This is a genomic window from Paenibacillus anseongensis, assembly GCF_009757995.1.
GTDB lineage: Bacteria > Bacillota > Bacilli > Paenibacillales > NBRC-103111 > Paenibacillus_E > Paenibacillus_E chondroitinus.
The window spans coordinates 1,454,839-1,473,869 of record NZ_WSEM01000016.1 but is presented as its reverse complement, the minus strand read 5'-3'; the positions used below and the strand labels follow the sequence as shown (position 1 = coordinate 1,473,869).

General features: G+C 44.8%; 15 protein-coding genes. All 15 read left to right on the top strand.

Going from position 1 to position 19,031, the window contains the following annotated elements; translation table 11 throughout:
* Positions 1-44: 44 nt before the first annotated feature.
* The 15 genes from GON05_RS23055 (at position 45) to GON05_RS22985 (ending at position 19,020) form a co-directional block, all read left to right on the top strand.
* Positions 45-1,052, top strand: coding sequence for an ABC transporter substrate-binding protein (locus GON05_RS23055; protein ID WP_157322115.1), 1,008 nt, complete (start codon positions 45-47; stop codon positions 1,050-1,052).
* Between the two features lie 133 nt (positions 1,053-1,185).
* Positions 1,186-2,799: a response regulator gene (locus GON05_RS23050; RefSeq protein WP_157322113.1), complete on the top strand. Its 1,614-nt coding sequence runs from the start codon at positions 1,186-1,188 to the stop codon at positions 2,797-2,799.
* A complete protein-coding gene (locus GON05_RS23045; protein ID WP_157322111.1) occupies positions 2,792-4,579 on the top strand; it encodes a sensor histidine kinase in 1,788 nt (595 codons plus the stop codon). Before GON05_RS23050 ends, GON05_RS23045 begins: the two co-directional genes overlap by 8 nt.
* A complete protein-coding gene (locus GON05_RS23040; RefSeq protein WP_157322109.1) occupies positions 4,576-5,550 on the top strand; it encodes a substrate-binding domain-containing protein in 975 nt (324 codons plus the stop codon). Before GON05_RS23045 ends, GON05_RS23040 begins: the two co-directional genes overlap by 4 nt.
* Positions 5,551-5,949: 399 nt before the next feature.
* The gene (locus tag GON05_RS23035; RefSeq protein WP_157322335.1) at positions 5,950-7,917 is read left to right on the top strand and encodes an ABC transporter substrate-binding protein; all 1,968 of its coding nucleotides are present in this window, start codon (positions 5,950-5,952) and stop codon (positions 7,915-7,917) included.
* An 88-nt stretch (positions 7,918-8,005) separates the two neighbouring features.
* Entirely contained in the window at positions 8,006-9,004 is a 999-nt protein-coding gene (locus tag GON05_RS23030; RefSeq protein ID WP_127450288.1) for an ABC transporter permease, read from the top strand.
* Positions 9,005-9,006: 2 nt separating this feature from the next.
* Entirely contained in the window at positions 9,007-10,152 is a 1,146-nt protein-coding gene (locus GON05_RS23025; RefSeq protein ID WP_157322108.1) for an ABC transporter permease, read from the top strand.
* 29 nt (positions 10,153-10,181) lie between these two features.
* Positions 10,182-11,231, top strand: coding sequence for an ABC transporter ATP-binding protein (locus GON05_RS23020; RefSeq protein WP_157322106.1), 1,050 nt, complete (start codon positions 10,182-10,184; stop codon positions 11,229-11,231).
* A 2-nt stretch (positions 11,232-11,233) separates the two neighbouring features.
* On the top strand, positions 11,234-12,253 hold the full coding sequence (locus GON05_RS23015; protein ID WP_157322104.1) for an ABC transporter ATP-binding protein: 1,020 nt from the start codon (positions 11,234-11,236) through the stop codon (positions 12,251-12,253).
* Positions 12,243-12,797 (top strand): HAD family hydrolase, encoded by a 555-nt coding sequence (locus GON05_RS23010; RefSeq protein ID WP_127450280.1) that lies wholly within the window; start codon positions 12,243-12,245, stop codon positions 12,795-12,797. The genes GON05_RS23015 and GON05_RS23010 overlap by 11 nt, the downstream gene beginning before the upstream one ends.
* Before the next feature lie 34 nt (positions 12,798-12,831).
* Positions 12,832-13,872: a LacI family DNA-binding transcriptional regulator gene (locus GON05_RS23005; RefSeq protein ID WP_157322102.1), complete on the top strand. Its 1,041-nt coding sequence runs from the start codon at positions 12,832-12,834 to the stop codon at positions 13,870-13,872.
* A gap of 367 nt (positions 13,873-14,239) precedes the next feature.
* Positions 14,240-15,334 carry a putative 2-aminoethylphosphonate ABC transporter substrate-binding protein gene (locus GON05_RS23000; protein WP_157322100.1) on the top strand — a complete coding sequence of 365 codons (1,095 nt, stop codon included), beginning with the start codon at positions 14,240-14,242 and terminating at the stop codon, positions 15,332-15,334.
* A 91-nt stretch (positions 15,335-15,425) separates the two neighbouring features.
* Complete coding sequence (locus tag GON05_RS22995; protein ID WP_157322099.1) at positions 15,426-16,463, top strand: putative 2-aminoethylphosphonate ABC transporter ATP-binding protein; 1,038 nt, start codon at positions 15,426-15,428, stop codon at positions 16,461-16,463.
* A complete protein-coding gene (locus GON05_RS22990) occupies positions 16,463-18,187 on the top strand; it encodes a putative 2-aminoethylphosphonate ABC transporter permease subunit (protein WP_157322097.1) in 1,725 nt (574 codons plus the stop codon). The genes GON05_RS22995 and GON05_RS22990 overlap by 1 nt, the downstream gene beginning before the upstream one ends.
* A 47-nt stretch (positions 18,188-18,234) precedes the next feature.
* Positions 18,235-19,020, top strand: a complete 786-nt coding sequence (locus GON05_RS22985; protein ID WP_181646180.1) for a DeoR/GlpR family DNA-binding transcription regulator — start codon at positions 18,235-18,237, stop codon at positions 19,018-19,020.
* Positions 19,021-19,031 lie beyond the last annotated feature (11 nt).

Below are 19,031 nucleotides of genomic sequence, written 5' to 3'. Positions count from 1 at the left end.
TAAGAATTCATATACCAAATTCCATGTAAAAGGGAGACGACAAAATGAAAAACAAAATGAGTAAAGTTGTCATGGTCACCGCTGCGCTTACACTTTCTGCATCTCTTCTCGCTGCTTGCGGCTCAAGCTCAACCTCCAGTACATCAACATCATCTTCAGCCAAACCTGCTTCTTCGAACGCTTCCAAACCTTATATTCCTGTGATTTCCAAAGGTTTTCAGCACCAATTTTGGCAAGCGGTAAAGCAAGGAGCAGAAAAAGCCGCCAAAGAATTCGACGTGAATATTACGTTCGAAGGCCCGGAAACCGAAGCGCAGGTCGATAAACAGATTGAAATGCTGCAAGCTGCGCTGGATAAAAAGCCAACCGCCATCGCTTTCGCAGCGCTGGACAGCAAAGCATCCGTTTCGCTTCTGCAGAAAGCGAAGTCCGCAAATATTCCGGTTATCGGCTTCGATTCCGGCGTAGACAGCGACATTCCCGTCACGACAGCAGCGACGGATAATAAAAAAGCCGCAGCGCTCGCCGCTGACAAAATGGCGGAGAAGATTGGCGATGCCGGTGAAGTTGCGCTTGTTGTGCATGACCAAACGAGCCGCACCGGCGTTGATCGCAGAGACGGCTTCGTCGACCAGATGAAAGCGAAGCATCCCAACATCAAAATCGTTGATATTCAATATGGCGGCGGCGACCAATTGAAATCAACCGATTTGGCCAAGGCGATCATTCAAGGGCACCCGAACTTGAAAGGTATTTTTGGAGCCAATGAAGGCTCGGCGATTGGTGTCGTCAACGCGGTGACGGAGCTCAAAAACGATAAGCTTGTCATTATTGGCTATGACTCGGGCAAAGCGCAAATTGACGCCATTAAGAGCGGAAAAATGGCTGGCGCCATTACTCAGGACCCGATCGGAATCGGCTATTGGTCCGTTAAGGCAGCAGTCATGGCTAGTAAAGGCGAAAAAGTAGAGAAGACCATCGATACAGGCTTCCATTGGTATGATAAAACAAACATTGACTCTGCTGAAATTAAGGTGCTGTTGTATAACTAAGTTTAGAGGAGGTTGCTCTTAAGCGGGCAACCTCTTTCTCTAAAAGAAATTCCAGGCCTCTACAGGAAATGTAAGCGTTATTCTCGAATAAAGTTGAGGTTCAGAGCGAATTTGTAAAACCTGAGGTGGTAAGGTGTATACCCTAATCATAGTTGATGACGAAGAAGCTGTACGGGAAAGTATTCGTGAGAAAATAGATTGGGAGGCCCATGGCTTTGAGTTAATTGGTTCTTATGGTGATGGGAGAGAGGCCTTGGATTCCCTCGAAATCCGTGTGCCGGATGTGATTATTACGGATATTTCGATGCCTCACATGGATGGGCTGGCGCTTGCCGCGGCCATTGCTGATCGTTACCGGGATATTACCGTCATTATTATGACGGGGTTCGGAGAATTCGAATACGCCAAGCAGGCCGTAAAACTGAAGGTTTATGAATATGTAATGAAACCCGTTGGCCATCACGAATTTACGGGTATTTTGCAGCATTTGAGAAAAGAGCTGGATGAGAAACGGTTAAGGAATGAAGATCTGTCCAGGCTGCAAAGCCAACTAAATATGAGCATGCCTTTATTGCGTGAGCAATTTTTAGAACGCATGGTCACCAGTGAAGTGAAGAAAGAGGAGATTCTGAATAAATTTGCTCTGTTTCATTTGTCACTCCCGGGGCCGCACTATATGGCGGCAACGCTAGACGTGGAAGAGTTTATGTACCCAATGGCTGCGAAAATAAGCTCGGAGACCGAATTGCTGCGGTTTGCCGTGTATAATATTGTTCACGAAATTTTTGAGTTAGAGCAAGGCGGTATTGTCTTTCGAACGAGAGACGAGCGAATCGGCATCATTTTCTCAGGTGAAATGCCTTATTTGATTCTGGCTGTCCAGAAATACGCGGAGCAAGCCCTGCAGTGCATAGAAAAGTATGTGAGAGTTCGCGTTTCGATTGGGATTGGCAGACCGTACCGGACGATGGAGGAGCTGTCCAAATCGTATTCCGAAGCGGGTTCGGCGCTCGATTATCGATTTATGGTCGGCAAAAATAAGATTATTTCCATTGAAGATATCGTACATGGGAAAGGCAAATTGCAGGTGCATCATGCAGAATGGGAGCGCAAGCTGATCGCAGCGTTGAAGACGGGGAATAAAGAGCTTTTCGCCAGGCTCTTGAATGACTGGATGCATGAGCTGCGCGCTTCGCAATCCTCGGTAGATCGCTGCTACATTTATGTGCAAAGGCTTCTTGTCGCCATCATTCAAGTATTTGAGGACTCCGGCCATGACGCCCTGGAGGCTGCGGATATTCTCGGACAGGTTCGAGCCTATAAAACCTTAGATGAAATAAAAGGGTGGCTGGAGTTGTTATGCCTGCAGTTGTTTGAACAGGTTATGATGAAAATGGCGCAAGATGTAGACTCTTTGTTGATCCGGTCTGAAGTGTATATTCTCGAAAACTATCAAAATGATAACTTATCGCTGAATGAAGTGGCCCAACACGTCTACATGAGCATGAATTATTTCAGCGGGCTGTTTAAGCAAAAGAAAGGCCAGTCCTTCATTGAATATGTCACATGGATACGCCTTGCCAAAGCAAAGGAACTGTTAACCGAGACGAATTTGAAAGCCTATGAAATTGCCGCGAAAATTGGATACAGTGACCCGCAGTATTTCAGCGTGATTTTTAAGCGGCATCATGGGATGACGCCCAAAGAATATAGATCAGCAAGCAGAGAGGGGAGCTCTCTTGAATAAAAGGCGTTTCTTTCGATTTAAAAGCATTCACACAAGCATAGCTGTCGCTTTCTCCTGTTTGATCATTGGCACTACGCTTATTCTGAGCTACAACACATACCGCCAGTCGTCGGACTCCGTTACCGAAAATTCGGTGCAGTATACGAATGAGCTGATTAATCAGGTTGGAACGACGATTGAGACGTATATTGATAATATGAAAAGTATTTCGTCCCTTCTATATAACAATGGGCAAATCAGACAGTATTTGACGATGACGGATCCACATTCAGAAGTCGGACAAAGCCTGGTCAACGCGATTGAAAGCTCCTTGCAAGTCATCGTTCAATCCAGAAATGACATTAGCGCAATTCTTTTTATAGGCTCCAATGGAGCTGTCATCTCCGACCGGGAGCAGAGCGCCCTGAAGAGTTATCCGGAGTTAATTGCGCAGGATTGGTATACGAAAGCGAAAAATGACGCCATCTATATTTCTTCCTCGGAAGTTGAACACGTCTATCACAACGAATATCCCTGGGTCATCTCCATGAGCCAGCAGTTTCGGGGCGACGATCGAATCAACAAGACCGGCGTGCTGCTGATCGATTTGAATTACACGATTATTAATGACCTCTGCAGCCATATTCAACTAGGCAAAAGAGGGTATGTGTTTATTGTCAATTCCGAAGGAGACCTCGTTTATCACCCTCAGCAGCAGATCATCCATACGAATTTGAAAAGTGAACCTATTGAAGCGATTCTGGCCTCGGGAGACGGGCAGTTATCATTGAAAGAAAATGATCATGAAAAAATCTTATCGATTCGAACGACGAATTTTGGTTGGAAAATTGTTGGTGTCACGTATCCCGAAGAGCTGGTTGGAAATAAAAAAAAGATGCAGCTGTCAACGGTTCTGTGGGGCAGCGTGTGTTTGATCATCGCGCTGGGCATTTCGATCGTGCTATCGTTTACACTCAGTCGGCCGATCAAGAAGCTGGAAGCGAATATGAAACAGGTGGAACAGGGCAACTTTGATATTCGGGCTGATATTACGCAAGCCGATGAGATTGGGAAATTAGCAAGGAGCTTCAATGTCATGCTGGTCAAAATAAAGGACCTCATGAAGCAAATTGTTCATGAAGAGGCGCTGCTTCGGACAAGTGAAATCAAAGCGCTCCAATCCCAGATCAACCCGCATTTCTTGTATAACACGTTGGAATCAATCATTTGGATGGCGGAAACGAACAAAATGAGAGAAGTCGTGAAAATGACCATGGCCCTCTCCAAAATGCTGCGTTACAGCATAGGCAAAGGGGAGCAAGAAGTTTCCGTATCCATGGAAATGGAGCACTTGGCTAACTATCTAACGGTGCAATCCATGCGATACACCAATAAATTTTCGTACGCGATTGAGGTTGAACCCGAACTGCAGGGCTGCCGTATGCTGAGGATAATGCTGCAACCGCTCGTGGAAAATGCAATTTACCATGGCATCAGGCGCATGGAAGAACGGGGGCATATCCGCATCGTAGGGCGGATGGTTGACGGCGTCATCCAAATTACGGTAAGTGATAACGGGCTAGGTATGGATAAAGCCAAGCTGCAAGGCTTGCTGGGAGCGGGACAAGGACCAGATTCGGAATCTTCCAAGGATCAGGGGCTAGGTGTTTGGAATGTGCATCATCGTATTCAGCTGTTCTATGGTACAGCGTATGGCTTGTCTTTCGAAAGCGAGCCGGAAGAAGGGACGACAGTCACATTGCGAATTCCTTGCTCCGAGTTGGAGGTGAAAGACGAATGAAGCGCTGGTTACTTTTAATTGTCATAGCGATCCTATCAATGGTTGTTTATGTGTATGGTTTAAAAGCGGCAGGTAAAAATAATCAGCCCATCGTTTTTGTGCCCAAGACCATTGATAAGCAAATTGAGTTTTGGCAGGTTGTCGAGCAAGGCGTCAATGCCGCTGCCGCAGAGATGGGGAGCACAGTGAAGGTTGTCGGCACAGACACGGAAAAAGATGTCGATGGTCAAATTCGGTTGCTGCGCGAAGTCATAGCGATGAAGCCGAAGGCGATTGTCTTGTCGGCTTTAGATTTCGAGCGAACGGTGCCTATTGCGCACGAAATTGTAAAAGCCGGCATTCCCTTAATTACCGTGGATTCCGGTCTTAAGGGAGGCATCTCCAAGTCGTTTATCGCCACGGATAATGTGGAAGCGGGGAAAAAAGCGGGTGAAGCGCTGATCCAGACACTGCCGAATCGCGGGCAAGTAGCTATTATTAATTTCATTAAAGGGTCATCTACTTCCATTGAAAGAGAAAACGGGCTTCGCTCTGCCATTCAAAGGGATACGGGCTTCCAAATCCTGAATACCTACTACAGCGAAGGTTCTTCGGAAAAAGCGTACGACATTACGATGCAGCTGCTGAAGGATTACCCGAATTTGCAAGGAATAGTCGGATTAAATGAGCCTTCGACCCTTGGCGCGGCCAAAGCGCTTCATGATTCGAAGAAGCCAGGAGAGATCAAGCTGATTGGCTTCGACAGTTCCATGGAGGAAATCGGTTTCCTGGAAGAGGAAATCATTCAGGCAATGGTCGTCCAGAAGCCGTTCAATATGGGCTATGTGGCATTGAAGACGGCGGTTCAACTGAGCAGTGGGCAGAAGGTGGAAGGAAGGATCGATACGGGGTCGGAGGTTATCTGGAAAACGAACATGTATACGAAACCGAATCAGAAGCTGCTTTTTCCAATCCTGGATAAGCGTCCTTAGTGGATGCTTTCAGGATTTTTTCTTTTCGACAGCATTTGACACCAAATTCTTCCAAAAAAAGTTGTTGCATTTTCCAATATTACACGGTACGATACAGATAATAGTTAAGCGCTTACATTGCGAGCGACCACGATTAAATCGGTTTAACAAAATCCATACCATACGTTTAATTCCACTCAAAAGAGGAGATTACCCGACTGTTATGTACGTTGTTAAACCGGTTTAATTTGTTGTTTATCGTTTTTTTAATGCTTTTTAAAGAAAGCGCTTTCCCTGTTCTCCGCATACTTAAACCGGTTTAAGCTTAAGTCTATCTAGGGGGTGGAAGGGAACCAATTTCCAGTTCGTGATGAGGAAGATTGAAGTACCAGATGAAAGATGGAGGGGATAGGTTTGAAAATGAATCGCATATTTATGGGCATGATGCTGATGGTGTCTGCTGTTGTTTTTGCTGCCTGCGAGAGTGCAAGTGAAGTTAGTCCAATGGCAAGCTCATCTGTTAAAGAGGCAACGACGGCTCCCGTAGCACCCGCTCCTGCAAAGACAGACGGATTCAAAGAAGCTCCTATGCTGACTAAGCTAGTGAGCGCAGGGACGTTAAAGCCAGTGGCTGAGCGTATGCCTGCCAAGGAAGATATCATGGTCGAAACCGTATCCGAGGAAATTGGCAAATACGGCGGAGATTGGAAGATGCCATGGACCGGACCAAATGACCGGTGGACTGTAGGTCAACCTACAGAGGAAGCTCTGTTTCGTTTTAAAAAAGATGGAAGCACGATTGAACCTAATGTGGCCAAAAGCTATGAGGTTAACAAAGATTCTACCGAATTTACGATTCATTTAAGAAAGGGTATGAAATGGTCGGACGGGGTGCCTTTTACCGCCGATGACGTGCTGTTTTACTGGGAGCATATGCTGACCAAAGAAACGTTCGGTAAAAAAATATATGACGCTTATTATTCCGTAGATCCTGTATCCGGGGAGAAGGCTTTGGCGACGGTTACGAAGGTAGATGACTACACCTTTAAGGTTGTGCATAAGTATCCAAGCGTACAATTCCTGGAACGTGTTGCGATAGATAACAAATGGTTCTTCGCGCCGGCGCACTTCCAAAAAACGATACTCCCTGAATTTGTAGGTCAAGAGAAGGCACTTGAGATTGCGAAAAAATGGGGCTTCGAAGACGTAAAAACATTCTTAGTCGCAACAGGCTACTATTATTGGGTTAATCCGCAAATCCCGACATTGCGGGCTTGGGTGGCCAAAAATGACCCCAACAGCGATCAGTTTATTATGGAACGTAACCCCTATTACTGGAAAACGGACAAAGAGGGTAATCAGCTTCCGTATATGGATCGTATCGTTGCTACCAAAGTACAGGATCCTGCTCAACGTATTCTAGGTGCGCTCGCTGGAGATTACAATTTGCTTGACTTCGATTTTAAAGACTTTACTGTGCTCAAGGAGAATGAGAAAAAAGCAGGATTCCGCGTTATGTCTTGGACGACGCCAAATTGGTCGAGCGCTGGCCTGCAGTTGAATCAGACGATTGCAGATCCAAATCTGCGCAAGCTGTTTCAGGATATTCGATTTAGAGAGGCCCTGTCGGTTGCTGTAGATCGGAAAGAGATTTCGGAAATCGTAACGAATGGCTTGGGCGCTCCTCAGCAGGCATCGGTTCCTGAAGGGCTGGTTGGCTACCAAGCAGGATGGGCAGATCAGTGGAGTAAGTTCGATGTGAATCGAGCTAATCAGCTGCTGGATGAGATTGGCTTGACCAAACGCGATAAGAATAATTTCCGTCTCAATGCAGATGGTTCTGATCTAACCATTACGATCATTGAAGGCAGTACGAGTACAGCAAGCTTCCTTGAACTTGTCAAAAAGTATTATGAGGCAGTGGGCATTAAAGTAGACCTTAAAGTTGTGGATCAAGGAACTCATCAGGAACTCAAATACGCTAACAAAATTCCTGCGACGACTGAAAATATCTCACTTGTTAACGTAGCATTCCGTCCGGATACGCTCGTTCCTCTGCGGGTGCTGACGCCTTGGTATGGACATTACGGGTTGTACTCGTCTTCCAATGGCAAAGAAGGTGTCAAACCGGAAGGCGATGTAGCTTTAATTCTCGACTACTGGAACAAAGTTAAAGCGTCAACAAGTAAAGAGGAGATCGAGAAGTGGAGCAATGAGATTGTGAAGCTGCATCAGAAAAATCAGTGGATTATCGGCTACGCTGGTCCTACACCGCGCCTTGTAGTAGCTTCCAATAAAATGGGCAACGTACCCAAAGACTTAGTTTATTCCGATGAATTCCGCAGCTTGGGGCATGGTCATCCCGCGCAATTTTTTATCAAACCATAAATAAGTTTTGGGCGAAAATAGGGGGATCCCGAATCCCCCTGTATCGTTCAGCGTTATTCTTGAATTAAACGGAGAGGATAGGGTAGAGATGCTTCACTATATTTTAAAAAGAATCGTCTTGGTTATACCGGTTATTTTCTTTATCTCCATGATTGTTTTCTACATTATTCAGCTTCCACCAGGTGACTACGTGTCGACTTATGCGGCTAAAATGTCGGTTGCCGGTGATGTCATGTCAGACGCCGATATAGCTGCAATGCGAGCAAGTCTGAAATTGGATCAGCCCTGGTTTTTTCAATATCTGGCTTGGATGAGCAATATGATAACGAACTTCGACTTCGGCTATTCTTTCAGCTATAACAAGCCGGTTACGACGGTTATCTCGCAATATATGGGGTTAACAATTGTCGTCTCTTTGGTGACAATGGCATTCACATACGCAGTGGCGGTTCCGATCGGTATTTACTGCGCTGTAAAGCAATATTCGATTGGTGATTATATTTTTTCGGCTGTTGGCTTTCTTGGCATGGCAACGCCGCATTTTTTGATGGCCATCATCTTAATGTATTTGTCGTATGTTTACTTTGGCGATCCCTTATTAGGTCTCTTTTCAAGTGAGTTCGTTCATGCAGGCTGGTCGTTCGATAAGGTATTGGATTTACTCAAGCATATGATCATTCCTGTTATCGTCATTGGGTTAGCGAATACGGCAGAATTGATTCGAGTTATGAGAGGCCAGATGCTGGACGAATTGAATAAGCCAAATGTGGTGACGGCGAGAGCAAAGGGCTTATCGGAAACAAAAATATTAATCAAATATCCGACCCGTGCAGCTATGAATCCGATCGTGAGCACAATTGGTTGGTCACTGACCTCTATATTTACAGGTTCTACCATTACGGCGATTGTTCTCAATCTTCCCATCCAAGGGCCGGTCATGTATAACGCTCTCTTAGCGCAGGATATGTACTTGGCGGGTACATGGCTGTTGTTTATGGCTGTTTTGACAGTTCTGGGTACATTGATTTCAGATATTTTATTGGCATGGCTCGATCCAAAAATTCGCACAGAGTTCAGAGGTATGTGACCATGAAAACGATTCCAATTATCGGAAGACAGAAGATAACGCCAATAAAAGAAGCTCCCAAAAGTGATCTTTCCCACAGCTCACAATGGAGGCTCATGTATCGTCGTTTAAAAAAGCATAAATTGGCCCGGATTAGCCTGGCGATTCTTGCATGCTTTTATGTAGCGGCCCTATTTGCACAGTTTATTGCGCCTTATGGTTTGCAAAGTTATGACAGTAAATACGTGAACGCTCCACCAGTGAAAGTGAGCTTTAAGGACGCAGATGGCCAGTTCCATTTGAGACCGTTCGTGAATGAGCTGAAATCAGGAAGAGATCCTGTGACACTCCGTAAAATATTTGTGCAGGACGAGAACGTTCGTCATCCTGTTCGTTTCTTTGTAGAAGGTGAAACCTACAGGTTTTTAGGACTGTTTTCTACAAATATTCATCTATTTGGCGTCGATGCGCCGGGACGTATCTTTTTATTCGGTACGGATGGTATGGGCAGGGATTTACTTTCCCGTGTATTTCTGGGGAGCCAAGTTTCATTAAGCATTCCTCTCATCGGCGTATCAATAAGCTTCGTTTTGGGATTATTTATCGGAGGGGTGTCCGGTTATTTCGGAGGTTGGTTAGACTCGATTATACAGCGGAGTATTGAAATTATTCGCTCATTTCCGACGCTACCTCTCTGGATGGCATTGTCAGCCGCCATTCCCGCCAGGGTTCCTATCGTTACGATGTATCTGTATATTGTTATCATTTTCGCCTTTATCGGGTGGACGGAATTAGCTAGGGTTGCGAGAGGAAAGTTCATATCTTTGAAAAATGAGGAGTATGTGTTGGCAGCCAAAATTGCCGGCGTGAGTGACGCGAAAATTATTATTAGACATCTATTGCCTGGTTTTATTTCCTATTTGGTTGTGGCAACGACCTTAGCCATACCTGGCATGATTCTTGGTGAAACCGCAATGAGCTTTCTGGGGCTCGGAATACGCTCGCCTGCAACGAGCTGGGGCGTTCTTCTCCAAGAAGCACAACAGATCGAGAATGTTGCTTTGTATCCCTGGAAACTGATTCCTTTAGGTTTTGTCATTGTGACGGTTTTAACCTTTAACTTTCTAGGCGACGGATTGCGCGATGCTGCCGATCCATACAAGAAGTAATACACTCTAGTCCAAAGCGAGGGGATAGTATGACATCGCAAGCCACCGTTTCACAATCTGAACGCCCCCTTCTGTCTGTCCAAGATCTCAGGATTCACATTCAAATGGATAATGGAGAAATGAAGGCTGTTGATGGCGTTGACTTTGATATAAAAAAGGGGAAGACGCTGGGCCTTGTTGGCGAGTCAGGCTGTGGGAAAAGCTTGACGAGCAGAGCGATTATTAGCATTAATCCCAAAGAGTGCGAAACCACAGGAAAGATCGTGTATCACTCCGAATCGGAGAAAGCCTTAAATCAGTTGGATTTGTTATCGTTACCTACACGGAGTAAACAAATACGTTCCATTCGTGGCAGGAAAATAGCGATGATTTTTCAAGAGCCGATGACTGCTTTTTCACCGATGTACACGATTGGAAATCAGATTATGGAAGCTATATTAATCCACCGAACGAAGAACAAAAAAGAGGCTAAAAAAATCGCGCTTGAAATGCTTGGCAAAGTCGGAATCTCGGATCAGGAGAAACGTTTTGACCAATTTCCGCATGAATTCTCCGGGGGGATGCGTCAACGGGCGATGATTTCAATGGCCTTGTCCTGCAACCCGGAATTGCTAATTGCCGACGAGCCTACTACTGCGCTTGATGTCACGATTCAAGCACAAGTGTTGGAGCTTATGAAAGAGCTTCAACGTGAATTTGGTATGGCTATCCTGCTGGTCACTCATGATCTTGGGATTATTGCCGAAATGTGTGATGAAGTAGCTGTTATGTACTTGGGGAAAATAGTTGAACAGTCGACAGTGAAGGAAATTTTCAATAACCCCAAACATCCTTACACCAAAGGGCTGCTCAAATCCATGCCCAAGTTATCCGGAAACAGGCATGCAAGGTTGGAATCCATCGATGGAACAGTTCCCATGGCAACCAATATGCCGCCGATGTGCGGTTTCTACGAGCGCTGTTCAGATCGAATCGAGGGTGTATGCAATAGGCAAAACGTTCCCAAAACGTATGTCTCCGATAACCATATGGTGAGATGTTTTCTCTACAAGGCTGAGGGTGAGGGTGAGGGAGAATAAGAATGTCTAAACCAATTTTGCAAGTAAATCAATTGAACAAGGATTTTCAAGTGAAATCCAAAAACAAGCTGTTTAGCAAACCTTCCTCCATCCGCGTGCTGAATAATGTTTCTTTTGAGCTTTTGGAAGGAGAGACATTAAGCATTGTTGGTGAGTCGGGCTGCGGTAAAACGACATTAGGACGTTGTATTGTGAGAGGGATGGATGCAACATCCGGGCAAGTTCTCTATCATCCGGAGGGAGAAGAGCAAGTCGACTTTCTGGGATTAAGGGGAAAAGCATTCAAGAAATATCGGAAAGATATTCAAATGATTTTTCAGGACCCTTTTTCATCTCTTAGTCCTAGGATGAGCGTGTATGACATTATATCCGAACCTCTTTTGGCCAATTTCAAGTTGTCGAAATCGCAATTGGATGAGAAAGTAACGTTCATCGCTGAAAAAACGGGTTTAAATGTCAGTTATCTCAAACGTTATCCTCACGCATTCTCCGGCGGACAGAGGCAGCGCATAGCGATTGCAAGATCTCTCATTTCCCAGCCAAGACTCATTGTCTGCGACGAAGCAGTGTCGGCCTTGGATGTCTCGATTAAAGCGCAAATTATTAATCTGCTGAAGGATTTGCAAGAGCAGCTTCAAATTACTTATATCTTCATTTCTCATGATTTATCTATCGTACAAAACATATCCGATCGGGTCGCGGTCATGCACCTGGGTAAAATTGTAGAGCTGGCGCCTGTTGATTCGTTATTTACCCATCCGATGCACCCGTACACCGAAGCGCTTTTGTCAGCCGTACCAGAGCCAGATCCCGATACGAAGAAGGATCGGATTATTCTGGAAGGAGAAGTTCCTAATCCGGCTAATCCTCCAAGCGGTTGTCATTTTCACCCAAGATGCAGGTATAAAACGGACAAATGCGTGCAGCAGGAACCTGAGCTGCAAACTGTGGACAATAACCATTTTGCTGCGTGTCACTACGCAAACCAATTAAATTTGAGAGGTGTCATTCATGAATCCTAATACGACGAATAGTTCAGCACCGAAGAAATTGATTGTTTTTCTGGATTGCGGCGATACCATTATCGATGAAGGCACGGAAATTAGAGATGATCACGATATTGTCATTCAAGCTAATGTGATTCCAGGAGCCGATGTCATGGTAAAAACGCTGGCTGAACGGGGGTATACATTAGCGATTGTAGCCGACGGCAATGCGCAATCCTTCAAAAATATTTTGACGCAAAATGGCTTGTACGATTATTTTACGACGATGGTGTATTCGGAGACGGTCAAAGCCTCCAAGCCAAGTCCTCGGATGTTCAAAGCAGCGATTGGCGCACTGGATCTCAGCGAGCAGGATTGCTACCGTATTGTCATGGTCGGCAACAACTTGAGCAGGGATGTTAAAGGGGCTAACCAAATGGGAATCACGAGCGTCTTCTTGAGCTGGACGCCTCGTTATCCGAAGCTGCACGCAGACGAAAGCGAAATCCCTCAATATACAATTAGTCACCCACTGGAGTTAATTGAATTAGTCGAGCAGCTCAATGACAAATTAGCATAAATGGATGGTTTTCTGAAGGGATGTTAATAAGGATATGGCTAAAATAGATGACGTTGCCAAATTAGCTCAAGTTTCGAAGGGAACTGTTTCCAATGTTTTTAGCCAAAAGAGGCCTACAAGTAATGAAGTGAAAGAGCGAGTATTACGTATTTCCAAGCAGCTGAATTATGTGCCGAATCATATCGCACGCAGCTTGGTGACGAAGAAAACGATGGCGATCGGGTTAACCATTCCGCATGGTAACTTCTTTTTTAGCGCATTTCATACGCAATTTATCAATGGGGTCATTCTCGAAGCCTCTTATTACGGATACCGGGTGCTGCTTGATATGATTCCTCTGCAAAAGGTTCAAACCCCTTTCTTGTCTAGTTATCCAATCGATGGGGCTGTTGTCATGAGACCAACTACCAATGATGAGCGAATACATCTGATGGCTTCCGAAAATATTCCATTTGTAACGGTTGGCAGGGTTATGAATCCAACGGTTCTTAATGCTTATAGTGTGGATAACGACAATCAAGCGGTTAGTTATCATATTTGTAAATATTTAATTGAAAAAGGTCACCGAAATATCATGTTTTTAAATGCCAACGAGTTAATGACAGTATCCATTGATAGAAAAGAGGGCTTCATCAAAGCGATGGAAGATCACCATCTTCACGTAGAAGATCACATGATCCATCATAAGCCTGATTTAAGTTCAAACGTATACATGGATTATGGCTACGAGGAAACGATGACTACTTTAGGGAAGCTTGGGAAAGGTGTAACCGCGATCATTGCGGATGATGACCGCACGGCCTTCAGTGCCCTCAATGCAATGAAAGATCTTAATCTCAAAGTCCCTGAAGATGTTTCAGTCTTCGTTATCTGCGGTGATCTTTCCATGATGGTTCAATCAAACCCGTCTCTAACCAGTATGGATTTGCAGCCTTCGGAATTAGGTGCTCAATCTGTCAGATTGTTAATGAAACAATTAGGTGTGCTGCCTAATGACTTCCAAAGAAATGTCATTATTCAAAGTAAAATAGTTGAAAGAAATTCTTGCTCCACGCTGGGGAACTTGGTTAAATGAATAAAAGGTCTGCTCCGAAACGGGGGCAGACCTTTTATTCATTCGTAGGAAGTCTTCCGATTAGCCCGTATAGTTCAGTGGAGGCTCTGCGTGATGTTAATGTTATATTACGTGACATTAAAGTGTTGACACAATTGTGGGGGAAAGCTTATAATCCTATTATAAAAACAACAAAAAACAATTAAAATCAATTAATTAAAGTTGTTTTTATGTTTGTTAATGAAGCAAACGATGTGGGGGGGATCATTGATCGGTTAGTCGATCAGCGAAAACGACGTTTTGCATCCAGACCATACAAAATTAAAGTAGAGAGAAGCGTGTGTCTTATCGGAAGGAACAGATTATAACCAGGAGAGGAATCGGAACAATGAAAAAATTAACTAGAGGTTTAGTCGTTGCGGTTACATTTGTTTCTTTATTATCGGCATGTGGTAAATCCGCAACCATCCAAGAGTCGACACCCGGAGCAGTCACAAGTCCTGCTGGAACAGGAAGTATAGATTCAACCAGTAAGGAATTGACAGTATATACGGCACTGGAAGATGATGCGATCAAGAACTATCTAGCTAGTTACAAGAAGAAATATCCTGATATTAAACTTAACATTGTCCGAGATTCGACGGGGGTAATCACGGCTAAGCTGCTGGCCGAGAAAGATAATCCGCAAGCAGATATTGTGTGGGGATTAGCGGCAACAAGCTTACTGGTGCTAGATCAGAACAATCAGTTAGAACCTTATGCTCCGCAAGGGGTAGAACGCGTACTGCCTGAATTTAAAGATAAAAATGTACCGGCGCATTGGGTGGGTATTGATGCATGGGAAACAGCTTTTATCGTCAACAAAACAGAGATGGCTAAGCGTAAATTGCCAATTCCTGAATCATATGCCGATTTGATTAAGCCGGAGTATAAAGGGCTTATTACCATGCCTAACCCCTCTTCCTCAGGCACAGGCTTCTTGACGGTATCCGGATTGATCCAATTGGAGGGCCAAGAGAAGGCTTGGAACTATATGAACAAACTGCATGACAATGTTGCTATGTATGTTCACTCCGGGTCGAAGCCGGCCAAGTTGGCGGGGACGGGCGAGTACCCAATCGGCATTTCTTTTGGATATCGCGGTTTGCAGGAGAAAAAGAACGGTTCTCCGGTCGAGGTTGTGTTCCCGAAGGAAGGCTCCGGGTGGGATGTAGAAGCCAATGCACTTATTAAGAAGAAAACGATTAAACAAGTGTCTCAGCAGTTCCTGGACTGGGCAATTACAGATGAAGTTATGAAAGAATACAACAAAAATTATGCCATTTTGGCAATCAAAACCGACAATTCACAGCTTCCTGAAGGCTACAAAGTCGATCCGATGAAACAATTGATCAAAAATGATCTCAACGATATTGCGAAGAATCGGGCAAGTATTCTGGCTGAATGGGATCAACGTTATAACACGAAGAGCGAGCCGAAATAACCCGCCATCAAGTTAATGAAACGGCTGCTGTCCGGATCTGCCGGGGTCAGCAGTCGCTTCCTTCTCAAATCTAAGTTCAAGGAGGCAGCTTATGCCAGAAGCCTATTTATCCATTCAAGGTGTGAACAAAACATTTGACTCCTTTACAGCGCTTAGAGAAATAAATATTGATATTAAAAAGAATGAATTCATTTGCTTGCTTGGCCCAAGCGGATGTGGCAAAACAACCTTGCTGCGCATTATCGCCGGTCTTGAGAAACCGACGCGCGGGCGAATCACGGTTGGAGGCAAGGACATCACAGATTTGCCGCCATCCAAACGAAACTTCGGCATGGTCTTTCAATCTTACGCATTATTTCCAAATTTAACGGCTGCTCAGAATGTGGCTTACGGCTTGCAGGGGAGGAAACTTACGAAGAAGGAAATTAACGACAAAGTAAGCGAGGCGCTTTCACTAGTCGATTTACTACATTTGAAAGAACGTTATCCAGCCCAGCTTTCAGGAGGCCAACAGCAACGCGTTGCACTTGCCAGAGCTGTTGTTTTATCGCCTGATTTTCTCTTGCTGGATGAACCATTATCAGCGTTAGATGCCAAAGTGAGGACCAAACTGCGTGAAGAAATTTGCAGCTTGCAAGAAAAGTTGGGCATTACAACCATTATGGTCACACATGATCAAGAAGAGGCATTGACCATGGCGGATCGGATTGTCGTTATGAATAATGCTGAAATTATGCAAGTGGGAAGCCCTCAGCAAGTGTATGATCAACCGGAATCGCCTTTTGTAGCGGATTTTATAGGTTCCATTAATTTCTTGGCCTACGGGCCTCGCAAAGGAAACTTGCCACTCACCAATTTTGCCGTCAGACCCGAACATATTCGTATTTCTTCTTCAGGTTCAGGATACCAGGCTGTGGTTAAGCACATGGAGTTTAGAGGTCCGTTTTATAGATTGATTTTGCAGCCCATTCGTGAGCTGAAAGATCTGCTAGGAAATCAGCTGCTTTCCGTAGATGTCTCTGCACAGCATGCACACAAGTTAAACTTGATGAAGTTTGCTGAAGTATCTGTTGAGTTTCCGCAAGAGAGAGTCATTACCTTTACACCGGATGATGTGGTGATCGCGTGATGGAGAAGCAAAGCGCTGCCTGGACACCGTCTGTTCGCCGAAACTGGGGAGAAATCCTCAATTTGCAAAATTTCCTAATCGTCGTACTCGTTATTACATTGTCGTTTACGATTTTAGTACCGCTCTGTTTGCTGTTCAGTAAAGCTTTTTTCAATACGAATGCAGAATTCATCGGGATCCAGAATTTCATCAAGTATTTTACGACACCTTCCTTGGCGCAATCCTTATGGAATACGGTATGGGTTTCGTTGCTTTCTACTGGGATTGCCGTGACCTTGGCATTCCTATATGCGTATGGGATTAGCCGGACGGCGATTCGAGGTAAAGCCTACTTGCATTATGTCGCCATGCTGCCGCTTTTTGAGCCGACCATGATGCACGGAATTGCTTTAACGTATCTTTTTGGCAATCAGGGCATTCTGACATCCGGTTTTTTTGGATTATTGTCCGGCGGTATTCATATCCCGATTTACGGTCCAGTGGGAATTGTTATTTCTGAAGTCATTTATTTGTTTCCGCAAGCGTTCCTCATTTTTATTACCGCTTTATCCATCACGGATCAGCGGCTGTATGAAGCGGCGGAGACATTAGGGGCAAGTAAGGTAAGGATGTTCCTGACAGTTACCTTGCCTTCGGTCAAATATGGATTAATCAGTGCAATCTTCGTTTGTTTCACGGCTTGTTTTACGGATTTCGGGGCGCCGCAAGCCATTGGCGGTAAATTCAACGTACTGGCCACGGATATTTATAAGCAAGTCATCGGACAGCAAAATATGTCAATGGGCGCTACAGTGGGCATTTTGTTAACCATTCCGGCAATCATCGCTTTTGTTGTTGACCGAATGGTCGAGAGAAAACAGCGTTCCATGCTTTCTTCCAAGTCAACTCCCTATCGGATAGCCGGGGGGAAAGCTCGAGACACCATCTTTCAATTGTTCGGAGTAGTCATTTCGATTTTAATTCTCATTCCCTTAATAACAATCGCATGTGCTTCATTAATTAAAGTTTGGCCTTATAACTTAAATTTCAGCTTCAAACATTATGATTTCTCCGGTGTCGCAGGCTCAGGACTTGATCCGTTCTGGACCAGTTTGCAGGTGTCGTTTTTTACAGCAATCGTTGGGACCATCGTCACGTTTTTATTCGCCTATCTCATTGAGAAATCGCGTCATTTGAACGGGCTTAGGCAGATTGGTTATTTTCTGTCGGTACTACCGCTAGCGCTGCCAGGGATGGTCATAGGTTTGGCTTACATTTTCTTCTTTAATAATCCGAACAATCCCATGAACTGGATTTATGGATCGATGATTATCCTTGTACTCGCCAATATCACTCATTTCTATGGCGTGCCGTTCATCACGGCGACGACAGCCTTGAAGAAGCTGGATAAAGAATTCGAGCTAGTTTCAGAATCGATGCGCGTGCCATTTTACAAAACATTGCTGAGAGTCACGGTTCCTATGTGTCTACCGGCAATTATAGAAATTGCCATGTACCTCTTTGTCAACTCCATGGTTACGGTTTCTGCTGTAGTATTTCTGCGGTCAGCGGATTTGAACTTAGCGGCAGTAGCGCTGGTGAGCATGGAGGATGCAGGTGATGTAGCAGCAGCGGCAGCTATGGCGGTGCTCATCGTGATTACGAATATTATCGTAAGACTGCTTTACACGCTTATTTCCAAAAAAGTTAGAAAGAAAACGGAAGCTTGGCAAATTCGAAAGTAGCCGCTAAGAACAAACAATGAGGCAGTTGTGCAAGGAGGTTCACGTTCGTGTCACTTATCGGGGAAGAACGTAAGGAGTATATCCTTAATCAGATCAATGCCGAAGGCAAAGTGATTACCAATGAGCTTGTCGAGGTGCTCCAGGTTTCTTCGGAGACTGTACGCAGGTATTTGGAGGACCTTGAAGAGGCTAACAAGCTGAAGCGGGTCTACGGCGGAGCGGTGAAAGTGAATCGTTCCCGGGAAGAACCCTCCCATTTGAACAGAAAAGTACTGAATGTGGAGGAGAAACGTAAAATAGGCAAATGGGCTGCAGCTCTTGTCCAGGACAATGAAGTGATTTTTATCGATGATGGCTCGACGACAATGCAGATGATCGAACACTTGCTTGATAAGCAAAATCTCACGATCTTGACAAACTCCATTCCTGCACTTCATTCGCTAATTGAGTATAAGAACAGGGAGTTGTACGCCGGGGAAATATTTTTCATCGGAGGCAAAGTAAGCTCTTTGCAATCCAGGGTTGTTGGCTCATTGGCGGAGAAAATGGTGGAGTACTTCTACGCGGACAAAGCGTTTATCTCCATCGATGGGATGATGATTGACAAAGGAATCACCTCTTTTGATGAAAAACGTGGTCAATTAGCGAAGAAGATGATGGAACATGCCAAAGTGAGCATTGTGGTATCCGATCACTCCAAAATAGGCATGGTGCAATTTTATAAAATGGCGGATTTGCGGGATATCGATGTCATCGTCAGTAATGTTCCTGCACCGGAAGAATGGGAAGTTGAACTGGAACAAATGCATGTCGAGTGGATCACATCAGAATAAATATTGATTTG